Source organism: Simiduia curdlanivorans (assembly GCF_030409605.1).
In the GTDB taxonomy this organism is placed as follows: Bacteria; Pseudomonadota; Gammaproteobacteria; order Pseudomonadales; family Cellvibrionaceae; genus Simiduia; species Simiduia curdlanivorans.
In genome coordinates this window covers 450,968-463,943 of the sequence record NZ_JAUFQG010000004.1, presented here as the reverse complement: position 1 = coordinate 463,943, position 12,976 = coordinate 450,968, and the positions used below count along the sequence as shown (strand labels likewise).

Here is a 12,976-nt window from a genome sequence, read left to right as displayed (position 1 = left end):
TGTGTCTTAGTGCGTGTTTGATGGTTAATGCTTAATAGTTAATAGATAGCAGTTAAGTCGTTAGTAGATGAAAGTTCGTTGCGCACACCCATTTTCAAGGCAGTACTGGAAAGCGAGGTAACCCATGCAAGTGAATAGCAGTTCATCGACCTCCTTGTTAAATCAGGGGCTACAGGGTTTACAGAAGAGCCAGCAGGAGATTCAGCGCTCGGCCAATGATATCGCGCGCTTAAACATCGAGCCGACAAGTCAGGCCAATCCCGCTGACCCAACCCAGGCGGGACAAGCGCAGCCGAGTGATCAGAAAGTGGAATCATCCCAAGATGTGGTTGAGCCGTTGATTAATTTACGTCGGCAAGAGCAGTTATTCAACGCGTCTGCGCAAATCGTGAAAACCGCCGATGAAACCCTAGGCAGCTTGTTGGATGTGAAGGCCTGAGGGTCGTCGCCATGAATATACCACCCAGCTTTGCCAATATGATTTCACCCTTTAACCCCTTCGGGCGCCAGCCCGTGGGTGAAGAGGGGCAAGATAGCAAAGAGTCTAGCTTTAAGGCCGTTGAGGAGAGTGCTGAAACGGCGCGCTCGGAAAATCGCACCGGTGAAGACGATACCCATCGCGACCAAGTGTTGGGCAAGCAAGAGCGCCAGAGTTCGGGCGCGCGCGCGACCAGTGGCGATATGGCGGAAGAGCAGAGCCATTACGAGCAAAACAAAGAGCAGTCTGAGCAGCGCCAAATAGAGCAGCTAGCCGCGCGGGATAGAGAGGTGCGCGCCCATGAGCGCGCCCACGCGGCGGTGGGTGGTCAGCATACCGGTGCGCCGCAATTGAACTTTGTGCGCGGCCCAGATGGTGTGGCTTATGCTGTTTCAGGCGAGGTTTCGGTGAACTTGGCGTCTGTGTCTGGCGACCCGCGGGCAACCTTGCGCAAAGCCGAACAGATTCAAGCGGCGGCACTGGCACCGGCAGATCCATCTTCTCAAGATCGTTTAATTGCCGCTAAAGCGGCGCGCATGGCCGAGCAGGCGCGAGCTGATATTCGCTCCCAAGAATTGGATAGTCAGCGCTTAGAAGAGCAGGCGAGAGCTGAGAGTCAGGAGCAGCGCGCCGCGGAAGCCGAACAGCGCGAGGCGGCAAAGGCCGAGCGGGAAGAGCGTCAGGCAGTCTTGGCCCAGCGTGAAAATGAGCGTCAGCGCAATGTCGACCTCAATCAAAAGCTTATTAAGATTGGCGTGCAACCAGCAACGCGCAGCCCGGGCGAGTTGCTCGATCAAACCGTTTAATTCCCCTATTTAGATTTTCCTTCCCCTTGACTGTTGGTTGCGCCCCAAGTATCGTTCAAACGTTTGTTTTAAACATAGTTTGTGGTTTGGCCTGCTCCCCGTTTGGAGCTAGGCTTGAGTGAGCAAGCTAACTATCACTTGGAGAATGACGATGGCAGAGTTTCAGGCCCCATTGCGCGATATGCGTTTTGTCCTCAATGAAGTATTTAACGTGAGCGAGCTGTGGGCATCCATGCCGCGCTTGGCGGAAACCGTAGATGCTGAGACAGCCGACGCCATTCTCGAAGAGGCGGGGAAGATTGCCAGCGCCAGCTTAGCGCCGTTAAACCGCGAGGCCGATGAGCAAGGCTGTGAGTGGGTCGATGGTCAGGTGACCACACCGCACGGTTTTAAAGAAATGTACCAGCTGCTGTCGGACGGCGGTTGGTTTGGCTTGGGCGGCAACCCCGAATTTGGCGGCATGGGTATGCCCAAAATGTTAGTCGCACAATTCGAGGAAATGATTCAGGGCGCGTGCATGTCCTTCGGTCTGTCGCCGATGCTGAATGCCGGTGCCTGTGTATCTATTGATTACCATGCCAGCCAAGCGCTGAAAGAAAAGTACCTGCCAAATATGTATGCCGGTACTTGGGCTGGCGCCATGGATTTAACCGAGCCCCATGCCGGTACCGATTTAGGCATCATTCGCACTAAGGCCGAGCCCAATGATGACGGCTCATACAATGTCACTGGCACCAAGATCTTTATCACTTGGGGCGAGCACGATATGGCCGAAAATATCATTCACTTGGTGTTGGCTAAATTACCCGATGCGCCCGCGGGGCCAAAGGGCATTTCGCTATTTTTGGTGCCAAAAATATTGGTCAATGACGACGGTTCATTGGCCGAGGCAAATCACGTTAGCTGTGGTTCCATCGAAAAGAAAATGGGTATTAAAGCCTCGGCGACTTGTGTGATGAATTTCGACGGCGCCAAAGGCTGGTTGGTGGGCGAATTAAACCAAGGCCTCGCTTGCATGTTTACCATGATGAATTACGAGCGGGTTGGCGTGGGCATCCAAGGTTTGGGCGCCAGTGAAGCGTCCTACCAAAATGCCGTGGCCTACGCCAAAGACCGATTGCAAAGCCGTTCACCTTCCGGTGCGCAGCAACCGGAAAAAGCCGCCGACCCGATTATTGTGCACCCAGATGTGCGTCGCATGCTGATGATTCAGCGCGCGCTGAACGAAGCCGGTCGCGCCTTTTCCACCTATGCCGCCATGTGGTTAGACATCAGTAAGTACAGCGACGACGAAGCGCAAAAAACCAAGGCCGGCAATATGGTCGCGCTGCTGACGCCGGTGGTGAAAGCCTTTATTACTGACAAGAGTTTGGAGTCTGCCATTCACGGCCAGCAGGTGTTTGGTGGCCACGGTTTTATTCGCGAGTGGGGTCAAGAGCAATTAGTGCGCGACATCCGCATTACCCAAATTTACGAAGGTACTAATGGCATTCAGGCCATGGACTTGATGGGTCGCAAAACAGTGATGAATGGCGGCGAGTTTGTGCGCGAATATATTGCCGAAATTGAAGCCTTTATTGTCCAGCATAAAGACGGTGCCGTGGGTGAATTCGCCATGGCCTTGAGCGATCAAGTGGCCAATTTACAGCAGGTCACCGACGCGGTTATTGCCCGTGCCAAGGGCGGCGACAAAGTGGCTGTGGGTGCGGCGGCGGTGGATTATTTGCATTTATTTGGCTTTGTCAGTTACGCCTATATGTGGGCGCGCATGGTGGCGGTTGCCGGTGCGAAAACAAGCGGTGCCGATGCGGATTTTTACAGCGCCAAAATCACCACCGCGCGCTTCTTTTTCCAGCGTTTACTGCCCCAAACTCGCGCCTTAACTGAGCAAGTTTTGGCGGGTGGCGACAGCATGATGGCCTTGAAAGCCGATCAGTTTTAATTCCAACTGTGAATTTGACGGGGGCGAAAGCCCCCTTTTTTTGCCTTGATATTGGCGCGGTCGGCGTTTACAAAAGCAAGTTCAAGCAGAGCGCGGGTATTGTGGCTAGTAATTGCTGCGTTATTCTGGCAATTTAGACTGAGTTTAATTTCTACACAGGTTTAATAGGCCATGACATCCCGTCTTTCCCCTGACGATCAGGCTAAAGTTGATTCGGTTATTCACTCTGGCTACAACGATACCGAGCGAGCGCCTTTTCGGCCCTGGCTATTGTTGGGCATTATTTTGCTGACTTTAACGGTGCTCAGTGTGATCAGTTTTTACCTCGCCTGGCAGCAAGGTGCGGTTTAGGGAACCTCTGAATAGCTACAGGTCACGCAGAGCGGTACCAGAGTTATTCAGAGGTTCCTTAGCTTTTAGCGCGGTGTTTTTTGCTGTATTGCCTTACCCAAGGCACAAACTCGGCGGCAGGCATGGGTTTGGCAATAAAATAGCCCTGCACAATATCGCAACCCAAACTCGCCACTAAATCCCAATCTTCCTGGGTTTCAACACCTTCGGCAACGCAGTGAATAGCGAGCCGCTTGGCGAGGGAAATACTCGATTCTAAAATCGCTTGGCTGGCTTTGTTGTCGGAGGCGTGGTGCACAAAGGAGCGGTCAATTTTGAGTTCGGTAAAGGGTATCAGGCGCAGCTGTTCGAGGGACGAAAAGCCCGTGCCAAAGTCATCGATAGATAGGCCGAAGCCCTTCAATCTCAGGCGAGTTAGAATGTCGAGGGTGGCGCTAGTGTCTTTTGGTAGCGCGCTTTCTGTGACTTCGATGGTGAGGTGATCTGGTCTGAGGCCGGAGTTGCGCAAGGTGCTGTGTAGCACTTCAGGTATGTCTAAATGGCAAAGCCCAGACGCGGAAAAGTTCACCGACAGGGAAATGTCAAAACCCATTTTATTCCATTCGCTAATCTGCTTGATGCTCTGTTTCAGTACGCTATCGGTAAGTTGCTGAATCATGCCGTATTTCTCGGCAATGCCAATGAAAATATTGGGCGGTATGAAGCCTTTTTCTGGGTGCTGCCAGCGCGCTAGGGCCTCTATGCCGACCAGTTGAAAGGTGGCGACATCAATTTGCGGTTGGTACCAAACTTCTATCAGTTCGCTGATGATGGCCGCTTGCAGCTCGTCGGCAAACACCATAGTTGCGGGGCCTTGAGGCGATGGTTTTACCTCGCGCCTAAAGTCGAGTAGGTATTGTAAGAGCAAATCTTTTTTTACCGGTTTCGAAATGCTGCCCAGTACCCTGAGCTGGTATTGTTTGCCGAGATTTTGCACTGACTCCAGCAGCCGAGGGTCTTCGCCGCTGACTAGAATAACGCCTAGGTTTACGCCGAGTGCGCCTAGGTGCCTGAGCAGTTGAATGCCATCCATTTCCGGCATGTTCAGGTCGCTAACCACGATGTCGATGTGGTTGTTGCGGTTGGCGATCAGCTTGAGCGCATCTTGGGCGTTGTCGGCTTGGAATACCTGCTTAAGGCCAAATTGCTTCAGCACGAGCGAAAGCGTGCTGAGCATAAAGCTATCGTCATCGACAATAAGGCAGGTGAGTTGTTTCAGCTCTTCGACGGTCATAAAACCTGCTAATACCTAGGGCGCGGGGGTCAAAGGAGTATGGACGGTAAATCCTTGGAGTGCCAAATTGCCGAGCAAACAATGGCAATATTCGTGTTACTCTTGGCCGGCTGATGGGGCTTGCGGGTGTGCAGACGGTGAGCTGGCAGTGCTCATATTCATGGTGCGAAATCTGGTGAGGGTGGCTTACAAATGACTCAAGCGAACGGCAAATTGCCCTTGGATATGGCGGTTTTAGAGGCCTTATTCGGCGATGATTTGGAGCTCAGGCTGGGAATCTTGGATGAGTTTTGTGCCGTGACCATCACCTACCTGCAAGAGTTTCAGGCGGCGCAAGACCCCGTCGCCATTGGCGCTGTGGCGCACAAATTGAAATCTTCGGCGCGCACAATTGGCGCTCATCCCCTCGCGGATATCTGCGCTGGCTTGGAGTCCGCCGGCCGCAATGGTCAGCAAGCTATCATCGATCAGCTGCTACCCAGGTTGGAGCCCGAAATACGCCGGGTGGCAGATTTTGTTGCGGCTCTGGAGCGTGCCTAAACACGAGCGCATCTAAACTTGTGTGCCTAGGACTCGGTTTCAGTTTGCGCTAAGGTGTGAAGATAGCGCCACTCTTGCTGTGTTACCGGTTGTATCGACAGTCGACCTTGTTTGATTAAAACCATATCGCTCAATCTCGGGTCGGCTTTTAGCTGGCTTAAGAGTAACGGCTTTTTAAGTGTTCCTGTGTAGCGAATGTCAACGCAAAACCAGCGTGGCACGTCAGTTGTCGCCTTGGCGTCAAAATACTTGCTGTCTTTATCGAATTGCGCCGGGTCGGCATAGGCCGCGCGCGTGACTTCTGCCGTGCCAACAATGCCCACGGTTTTGCATTGGCTGTGATAGATAAACACACCGTCGCCGACGGCGAGTTGATCGCGCAAGAAATTTCGCGCCTGAAAATTGCGAATCCCGTCCCAGCGCAGGCCTTTTGTCTTAGCCGCTTTTATATCGTCCAGGCTGATGTCGTCGGGTTCGGTTTTGAAAAGCCAATAGTTCAATTTAGGTTTGCCTGTTTTTGTTGAACACCGGTTGCTCTGTTAACACTAGTCGCTGTTATTAACCGTGGCTAGATTTTAGTAATTGCACCAATTAATTTTCGTGTAGCCGCTGTAAGGTACAGCAAAGCCTTGGTTTAATAGTTGTTGCGCTAAATTTTCGCCGTCTATATAAACATCTGACAACAGGCGAAAATATTTATCCCGTTGCAGGTTTTTGAGCTCGATGCGGCTGGCGTTGCGTAGCGCAGCAACGGTAAATTGCTTGGCTTGCCGCGCCTTGGTTTTTTCCTCTTCGCAGCGGCCGCGCATTTCTGGTGTGTCGATGCCGGCAATGCGAACACTAATGCGCTGGCCGACAATCGAGGGCCACTCGTCAATGTTTACCGTGAAGGTGTCGCCATCGTAAATACTGACAATTTCGCTGACGCTGGCATTGCCATATTGCCGAGTTTTGGCGTTCGCACCTAGGCTAACGCATAGAAATAGAACAAATAAAACGAACAAAAAGACGCGCATGTCACTCTCTTGGTTGAATGCGTCCCTGCGGAAGTTGAAGTATATTTAAGCGGCTAGCGATGGTGAGTGCCATCGCTATCAAGGTGGGTTGTGTGGGTGGGCTTTAAGCGCCTGTTGCGCCTTTAAGTTTATTCACCTGCGCGATTGTAGCCTCAAGTGCCTGCGCTGATTGTGATCTAATCCCCACGTGTGCAACTTTGCGCCCAGGTCTTGGTGCTTTGCCGTAAAAATGGGGGTGGGTATCGGCAATTGTCATCACTTCGGCTTGGCTGGGTAGGTCGCCAATCAGGTTGACCATGGCGGCGTGGCCAAGCGCGGCGGTGTTGCCCAGTGGCTGGTTGGCAACGGCGCGCACGTGGTTTTCGAACTGGCTGCACTCGGCGCCTTCGATGGTCCAGTGGCCGGAGTTGTGTACCCTCGGTGCGAATTCGTTGGCCAGCAGCTGCTCTCCGCGCTGGAAATATTCCACTGCGATAACGCCCACGTAATCTAGGTGTTCTAGCAGCTTGTGCGTGTAACGCTGCGCGATAGGTGTAATGGCATCGCCGGGTTTAGCCCTTGCGACGCGCAAGATGCCGTCGGCATGTTGATTTTCTGACACAGGGTAATAGCGAATCTCCCCCGCTGTATTGCGCACAGCGATCATAGAAATCTCTCGATCGAAGGCGATAAACCCTTCGAGGATAGCCGGTACCTCGCCAATGCTGGCCCAGGCGTTAGCCATTTCGGCCTGGGTTTTAATCACTGCCTGGCCCTTGCCGTCGTAGCCTTGAGTGCGCGTCTTTAATACCGCGGGTAGGCCGATGCTGTTAACCGCGTCCTGCAGTTCGATGAGCGAGTTTACGGCCGCATAGGGTGGTGTTTGGATGCCGAGCTGGGTAAACAAGGTTTTTTCGTTGAGCCGATCTTGCGCCACATGAAGCACATCGGCGGCGGGGTAAACCGGGCGTTTCGTGGCTAGGTAGCGGGCGCTGGCTTGCGGCACGTTTTCAAATTCGTAGGTGATCACATCCGCCACGGCTGCTAGCTTATCCAGCGCGGCTGTGTCGTCATAGGCACCTTGAATCAAGTCGGCGGCTTCGGTGGCGCAGGCGTCGCTAGAGGGATCGAGCACCACGAAGGAATAGCCCAGAGGCACGCCTGCAAGTGCGATCATGCGCGCCAGTTGTCCGCCACCTAAAACGCCAATCTTCATCAGTTGTGCTCCCGAGGGTCCGCTTTTGCTAATACTGTGTCGGTTTGCGCCTGGCGGAAGGCAACCACGGCTTTCCGGTATTCGGGGTACTTGTTGCCGAGCATGGCAGCGGCCAGGAGCGCGGCATTGGTGGCACCAGCTCGGCCAATGGCCAAGGTACCGACCGGAATGCCAGCGGGCATTTGCACAATAGAGAGCAGAGAGTCCATGCCATTGAGCGCTTTTGATTGCACCGGAACGCCGAGCACCGGTAGTGGTGTTTTGGCGGCCACCATGCCGGGCAAATGTGCAGCGCCGCCGGCGCCGGCGATAATGGCTTCTAGGCCGCGCGCTTCGGCGGCTTCGGCATAGGCAAATAGCTTGTCTGGGGTGCGGTGGGCAGACACTACTTCGACTTCATGGGGAATGCCCAATTTGGTCAAGGTGTCAGCGGCGTGGCTCATGGTGTCCCAATCGGAGGTGGAACCCATAATAATACCAATGAGCGGCTTCATACTTACTCCCCAGTTCTGTTCACGTAGAGTGGTCGAGAAAAAGGGACGCATTGTACCTATGAGTTTTGCGAAAGGCACGACATTTACGGCGGTATTGCCGTTTTTTTGATCAGCAATTTACCCCGCCCTTACCTGTTAACTTGCCGCTAGGCTTCCGGCTTAGGCAACTTGCGCCAAGGCCTCGTCGGCGCGCTCGTCGGCTTGGTTAAGCTGACTGGCGTCGAGCAGGTGCAGATTGCCCGCTTGGTCTTCCGCCAGCAGGGTGTAGCTCTCTATCCAGTCGCCGCAGTTAGCGTAGCTGTGCTTGGCTTGGTGAAAGAGTTCCGGGTGGTGAATGTGGCCGCAGACAATGCCGTCGAAGCCTCGGTCTTGGGCGTGTTGTAGTGCCAGTTGGCGATAGGTTTGCAGCAGTTGTTGGCTTTTGTGAAAGCGCTGTTTGACGAATCCCGCGAGCGATCGATAAGGCTTGCCGCGCCAAAAGCTCAGGCGCGCGTAGTGGCGATTGATGTAAAGCAGCAGGTCGTAGGCTCGATCGCCGAGCCAGTAGAGCCAAGGTGCGCAGTACAAGGCGTTATCGAAACAATCGCCGTGTATTAACAGTAGCCGCTGGTTGCGCTTGGTGCGGTGCTCGGTCTCTCGGCATATTTCTATGCCGGGTGGGAAAACTCCACAGTGCTGGCGCAAAGGTGCGTCGTGATTGCCTGGCACGTAGACGATGCGAACCCCTTGTTGGGCGAGGTTTTTAAAGTGATTAAGCACAGCGGTGTGGGTGCTGTGCCAGTGGTGGTTTTTCTTGAGCTCCCAAAGGTCGACAATGTCGCCGAGCAAGTAAATCGTGTCGGCTTTGACCTTGCTAAGGGTCTCGAGTAATAACCTTGCGTTACAGTGTCGAGAGCCCAAGTGAATGTCGGATAAAAATAACGTGCGAAACTGCTTAGTCATCTTTAATTTTCCACAGTGGATGAGCTGTATGGTGTGCGACAAAAATGACCGTTGTGTCGCACTTTTGTGGCAAAAAGATGAAATTTTTAGCGCCCTTGTGGCGCAGGCAATCGTTTGTTGGTTTGTTTTATCGGCTATCTATGGCACATTTGGCGATGCATAAATAAAAATAATCACTGTCAGGCGAGCTTATGGAATATCTCTTACCGCTAGCGCAATTCACGGCCCGGGTTGCCGAGCACCCCAACAGAATCTATTTGAACCAGCCGATCGAGCGCCAGTGGACGCAGTGGACTTGGGCGGATGTGGATAGCCAGGCGCGCAGAATTGCCGCAGGACTGATCAGTCAGTTTCAGCCCGGCGATAAAGTAGCCATTCTTGCGAAAAATTCTGCCGAGTGGTTTGTTGCCGACCTCGCCATCATGATGGCCGGTATGGTGAGCGTGCCTATTTATTCTACGGCGGGCGAAGACACCATTGCCTATGTGTTAGAGCACAGCGCTGCTCGCGCGGTTTTTTTAGGTAAGCTAGACGATTGTATGCCAGCCAATAACGCTATACCTGCGTCGGTTTTGCGCATTGCTTTTCCCTATCCAACGGCCGATGCCACTGCGCACTGGCAAACTTGGTTGGACACCTATGAGCCGCTCGGCCAGTTGCCGACCCAGCAGCCCGATGACATTTTTACCTTGGTTTACACCTCTGGCTCGACCGGCCGCCCCAAAGGTGTGGTGTTAACCTGCCGCAATGTGGCCTCGTCGAGCTATACCTCGGCAGCGCAAGTGACGTGGCAGGTGACCGATCGCTGCATGTCTTATCTACCGCTGGCGCATATCACCGAGCGCTGTGTGCTCGAATTGATGTCACTCTACTCCGGCGTGGAAATTTTTTTCGTCGAGTCTTTGGCAACCTTTGTCGACGATGTAAAGCATGCGCGGCCGACGTTTTTCATCTCTGTGCCCCGTCTGTGGACCAAGTTTCAGGTCGGCATTTTAGCCAAGATGCCAGATCAAAAATTACAGCGCTTATTGCGCATTCCTTTGCTCGGTAAGTTGGTGGCGAGAAAAGTTCGCGCCGGTTTAGGCTTAGATAAGTGTCGGGTATTTGGTTCTGGCTCCGCGCCTATTGCGCCGGATATGTTGCACTGGTACGCGCGCTTAGGCATGCCCATTGCCGAGGGCTGGGGCATGACCGAAACGGCGGGTATGTCTTGCTCTAATTTGCCCTATAGCGAAAAACGCATCGGCACCATTGGCGTGCCGGTGGCTTGTGTGGAGATGCGTTTGGGCGAAAACGACGAGGTGCAAATTCGCGGCGAGGCGGTGTTTACCCAGTACTACAACAACCCAGAGGCAACGGCGGAGTCCTTCGTTGACGGCTGGTTTAAAACCGGCGATCGCGGCACGCAAACGGCTGATGGCGCCTACAAAATTGTCGGCCGTTTGAAGGAGCAATTTAAAACCGCAAAGGGAAAATATGTGGCGCCAGCGCCCATTGAAAACTTAATTGCACGCAATCACTGGGTCGAGCAATCTTGCGTGATGGGGGTTGGCCGTCCGGCACCGGTTGCCTTGGTGGTGTTGACCGACGCGGGGCGTGCCGCGCCTAGAGAGGAACTGGCACATTCGCTCGAACAATCTTTAGCTGAATTTAATGCCGAGCTGGAATCCCATGAAAAATTGGCCGGCTTTATAGTGATGCAAGAGCCTTGGACTATCGAGAATGGTTTGTTGACGCCAACCTTAAAAATTAAACGCGGCGTTATCGAGGAGCGCTTTGTTTATCTGCTCGATAAAATGGCCGATCGGGCGGTGCAGTTTGAAGATTCGCTGTTATAAACCTTGCCTGCTTACTGCTGCGCGCGTCGTTTCCAGCGCCGACTTGAGCGTTTCGGGCTGAATGGGTTTGGTTAAATAGCCGTCCATGCCGGCGGCTCTGGTTTTATCGCGATAGTCGGTAAGTGCGTGTGCGGTGAGTGCGATAATTGGAATGCCAATCCAGTTGGCATTGCTTTTAATTTGCCGGGTGGCGCTCAAGCCATCCAGTACCGGCATTTCACAATCCATCAGAATAATATCCGGTAGTGCCTCCGCTTGCGCCAAGGCATCTAGCAGTAGCTGCCCGTTGGCAAAAACTGCGGGTTCAATGCCTAGCCGTTTGAGCAGACCTTCGATAACCCGTTGATTCACTAAATTGTCTTCCGCCACCCAAACGCAGAGTGCGTTTAGAGGTTTTTCCAGTGCAATTATGGGAGCAGTCGCGTGGGTGCTAGGCGCAATTGTCGGTGCTGGCGTGAGCGGCAGTTGGATGTGGAAGGTAGAGCCGGCTCCGAGGCTGCTGGTCACCAAAATGTTGCCACCCATGGCTTCGACAATACGCTTGGATATGGCGAGCCCGAGGCCTGTGCCCTGAGTTTTTTCCTGTTGATGGTCGCGAATTTCCTGTTCGAAGGGTTGAAACAGCCGCGCCTTGAGATCGTCGCTAATACCGCAGCCTTGGTCTATCACGTCGACCATCAGCGTGTTGTCGCTAGCGGATTGGCGCAGCGCAATTTTGCCGCGCTGAGAGAATTTTATGGCGTTGCTAAGCAGGTTGGCGATGACCTGCTGTAGCCGGCTCGCATCTAGCAACAGCGGCGGTAGCTCGGTTTCAATTTCAACGATTAAGTCCAGATTTTTTTGTTGGGCTGCGTACTGAAACAGTGACGTCATTTGTCGTAGCAAGCGTTTTAAATCGACCGGCGAGGACACTATCTCAAATTTTCCCGCTTCAATTTTTGAGTAATCCAACACATCGTTGATCACCGATAAAAGTAGCTGTCCAGAGCTTTGTAGTGTTGCAACAATGTCTTGCTGCTCTGCGTTTAGCGGCGAGTCGATCAGCAGCTCAGCCATGCCGAGTACACCGTTGAGCGGGGTGCGAATTTCGTGGCTGATGGTAGCGAGAAAGCGGCTTTTGGCATCGTTCGCGGCCTGCGCCTTAATGGCGAGATAGCGGGCTTTTAAACGCTCTTTATTGCTCAGGGTTTGAGAGAACTGATCGGCCAATTCGGCGACAAAATTAATATCGTCGAGGCTCCACTGTCGGTGCTCGCCCACGGCTTCGCAGCAGACCACACCGATGATCTGGTCGCCGTTGCGAATCGCAGCATCGAGCATGGCATCTATACCTAATACATCCAGATACCCCTGGGCGAACTCCGACGTTCTTGGGTCGGTTGCCGCGTCGCTGGCATCGATAGCGCGGCCGGTGATTAGGGCGTCGAAGTAGGCGGGGTATTGTTCGCGTTTGAGCGATGGACCGGTGCAATATTGGTTGCTGGATTTGAGGTGTAAGGTCACTAGGTCAAGCCGGGTTTGGCTGTCGTCGAACAGCCAGACACTGGTGCGCTCAACGCCTAGCCACTGGGTACAGTGTTGGCAAATAGCCTCGGCCACGGCTTTTTCGTCGCCCGCGGAAACGGCACCCGAGCTGGCCACGGCCACCACTCGACGCTGCGCGTCATTGAGCCGGTGCTGACGCCCCAAGCCGGGTAGCTGATCGCTAATAAAGCCGTAAATCTCGCCATTGCCGAGTGTGCAGCCGGTCTCCCACACCCATCGAACCTGGCCGAATTTGTCGATAATGCGGTATTCAATTTGAAAGTTGGTGTGGTCGGCGAGGGCTTGTTTGATGCGCTGGTTGACCAAGATCAGATCGTCTGGGTGGATGATGCTAATAAAACTACAGGTGCCGTCGAGAAAGTCTGTGGCCTGATAGCCGGTAACGGCTTCGATCTGACCATTGCTTTCCAATAAGGTAAAATCGGCGTCGGCCCTGCAGCGGTAGATATAACCGGGCAAGAAATCCTTTAAGTTGGCGATTAGATTTGCTGGGCTTTTGCTCATACGTGCTGGTATCAGGGGTGAAAATCCCAGTATAGCCTCACTTTTCAGGCCG

The 12,976-nt window shown here is 53.5% G+C and carries 13 protein-coding genes; 6 read left to right on the top strand and 7 right to left on the bottom strand.

All coding sequences use genetic code 11. From position 1 onward, the window contains the following. Nucleotides 1-124 precede the first annotated feature (124 nt). The 4 genes from QWY82_RS02250 to QWY82_RS02235 all read left to right on the top strand — a co-directional run bounded on the left by QWY82_RS02250 (nucleotide 125) and on the right by QWY82_RS02235 (nucleotide 3,577). Nucleotides 125-439, top strand: coding sequence for a hypothetical protein (locus tag QWY82_RS02250; RefSeq protein WP_290259521.1), 315 nt, complete (start codon nucleotides 125-127; stop codon nucleotides 437-439). Between the two features lie 11 nt (nucleotides 440-450). Continuing rightward, a complete protein-coding gene (locus QWY82_RS02245) occupies nucleotides 451-1,284 on the top strand; it encodes a putative metalloprotease CJM1_0395 family protein (protein ID WP_290259520.1) in 834 nt (277 codons plus the stop codon). A 151-nt stretch (nucleotides 1,285-1,435) separates the two neighbouring features. Next, a complete protein-coding gene (locus tag QWY82_RS02240; RefSeq protein WP_290259519.1) occupies nucleotides 1,436-3,226 on the top strand; it encodes an acyl-CoA dehydrogenase C-terminal domain-containing protein in 1,791 nt (596 codons plus the stop codon). A gap of 171 nt (nucleotides 3,227-3,397) precedes the next feature. Further along, a complete protein-coding gene (locus QWY82_RS02235; RefSeq protein WP_290259518.1) occupies nucleotides 3,398-3,577 on the top strand; it encodes a DUF3094 family protein in 180 nt (59 codons plus the stop codon). Nucleotides 3,578-3,635: 58 nt separating this feature from the next. On the opposite strand, the gene QWY82_RS02230 is transcribed toward QWY82_RS02235, so the two are convergent. Further along, entirely contained in the window at nucleotides 3,636-4,850 is a 1,215-nt protein-coding gene (locus tag QWY82_RS02230) for an EAL domain-containing response regulator (protein ID WP_290259517.1), read from the bottom strand. 192 nt (nucleotides 4,851-5,042) lie between these two features. Between QWY82_RS02230 and QWY82_RS02225 the strand changes: the two genes are divergently transcribed. Further along, nucleotides 5,043-5,390 (top strand): Hpt domain-containing protein, encoded by a 348-nt coding sequence (locus tag QWY82_RS02225; RefSeq protein WP_290259515.1) that lies wholly within the window; start codon nucleotides 5,043-5,045, stop codon nucleotides 5,388-5,390. Nucleotides 5,391-5,416: 26 nt separating this feature from the next. Here the strand turns inward: QWY82_RS02225 and QWY82_RS02220 are convergent, their stop codons facing one another. The 5 genes from QWY82_RS02220 to QWY82_RS02200 all read right to left on the bottom strand — a co-directional run bounded on the left by QWY82_RS02220 (nucleotide 5,417) and on the right by QWY82_RS02200 (nucleotide 9,037). After that, nucleotides 5,417-5,890 carry an EVE domain-containing protein gene (locus QWY82_RS02220; protein WP_290259514.1) on the bottom strand — a complete coding sequence of 158 codons (474 nt, stop codon included), beginning with the start codon at nucleotides 5,888-5,890 and terminating at the stop codon, nucleotides 5,417-5,419. Between the two features lie 75 nt (nucleotides 5,891-5,965). Further along, on the bottom strand, nucleotides 5,966-6,406 hold the full coding sequence (locus QWY82_RS02215; RefSeq protein ID WP_290259513.1) for a thermonuclease family protein: 441 nt from the start codon (nucleotides 6,404-6,406) through the stop codon (nucleotides 5,966-5,968). A 103-nt stretch (nucleotides 6,407-6,509) separates the two neighbouring features. Beyond that, nucleotides 6,510-7,601 (bottom strand): 5-(carboxyamino)imidazole ribonucleotide synthase, encoded by a 1,092-nt coding sequence (locus QWY82_RS02210; protein ID WP_290259512.1) that lies wholly within the window; start codon nucleotides 7,599-7,601, stop codon nucleotides 6,510-6,512. After that, on the bottom strand, nucleotides 7,601-8,095 hold the full coding sequence (gene purE, locus QWY82_RS02205) for a 5-(carboxyamino)imidazole ribonucleotide mutase (protein WP_290259510.1): 495 nt from the start codon (nucleotides 8,093-8,095) through the stop codon (nucleotides 7,601-7,603). The genes QWY82_RS02210 and purE overlap by 1 nt, the downstream gene beginning before the upstream one ends. Nucleotides 8,096-8,254: 159 nt before the next feature. Then, nucleotides 8,255-9,037 carry a UDP-2,3-diacylglucosamine diphosphatase gene (locus QWY82_RS02200; protein ID WP_290259509.1) on the bottom strand — a complete coding sequence of 261 codons (783 nt, stop codon included), beginning with the start codon at nucleotides 9,035-9,037 and terminating at the stop codon, nucleotides 8,255-8,257. A 191-nt stretch (nucleotides 9,038-9,228) separates the two neighbouring features. Between QWY82_RS02200 and QWY82_RS02195 the strand changes: the two genes are divergently transcribed. Next, complete coding sequence (locus QWY82_RS02195) at nucleotides 9,229-10,875, top strand: AMP-binding protein (RefSeq protein WP_290259508.1); 1,647 nt, start codon at nucleotides 9,229-9,231, stop codon at nucleotides 10,873-10,875. On the opposite strand, the gene QWY82_RS02190 is transcribed toward QWY82_RS02195, so the two are convergent. Continuing rightward, nucleotides 10,870-12,924, bottom strand: a complete 2,055-nt coding sequence (locus QWY82_RS02190) for an ATP-binding protein (protein WP_290259507.1) — start codon at nucleotides 12,922-12,924, stop codon at nucleotides 10,870-10,872. The genes QWY82_RS02195 and QWY82_RS02190 overlap by 6 nt on opposite strands. Between the last annotated feature and the right edge of the window lie 52 nt (nucleotides 12,925-12,976).

Coding starts and splice junctions, on each gene's coding strand:
- QWY82_RS02240 (WP_290259519.1), top strand. CDS start 1,436: ATGGCAGAGTTTCAGGCCCCATTGCGCGATATGCGTTTTGTCCTCAAT.
- QWY82_RS02195 (WP_290259508.1), top strand. CDS start 9,229: ATGGAATATCTCTTACCGCTAGCGCAATTCACGGCCCGGGTTGCCGAG.
- QWY82_RS02190 (WP_290259507.1), bottom strand. CDS start 12,924: ATGAGCAAAAGCCCAGCAAATCTAATCGCCAACTTAAAGGATTTCTTG.
- QWY82_RS02230 (WP_290259517.1), bottom strand. CDS start 4,850: ATGACCGTCGAAGAGCTGAAACAACTCACCTGCCTTATTGTCGATGAC.
- QWY82_RS02200 (WP_290259509.1), bottom strand. CDS start 9,037: ATGACTAAGCAGTTTCGCACGTTATTTTTATCCGACATTCACTTGGGC.
- QWY82_RS02250 (WP_290259521.1), top strand. CDS start 125: ATGCAAGTGAATAGCAGTTCATCGACCTCCTTGTTAAATCAGGGGCTA.
- QWY82_RS02210 (WP_290259512.1), bottom strand. CDS start 7,601: ATGAAGATTGGCGTTTTAGGTGGCGGACAACTGGCGCGCATGATCGCA.
- purE (WP_290259510.1), bottom strand. CDS start 8,095: ATGAAGCCGCTCATTGGTATTATTATGGGTTCCACCTCCGATTGGGAC.
- QWY82_RS02245 (WP_290259520.1), top strand. CDS start 451: ATGAATATACCACCCAGCTTTGCCAATATGATTTCACCCTTTAACCCC.
- QWY82_RS02215 (WP_290259513.1), bottom strand. CDS start 6,406: ATGCGCGTCTTTTTGTTCGTTTTATTTGTTCTATTTCTATGCGTTAGC.
- QWY82_RS02225 (WP_290259515.1), top strand. CDS start 5,043: ATGACTCAAGCGAACGGCAAATTGCCCTTGGATATGGCGGTTTTAGAG.
- QWY82_RS02235 (WP_290259518.1), top strand. CDS start 3,398: ATGACATCCCGTCTTTCCCCTGACGATCAGGCTAAAGTTGATTCGGTT.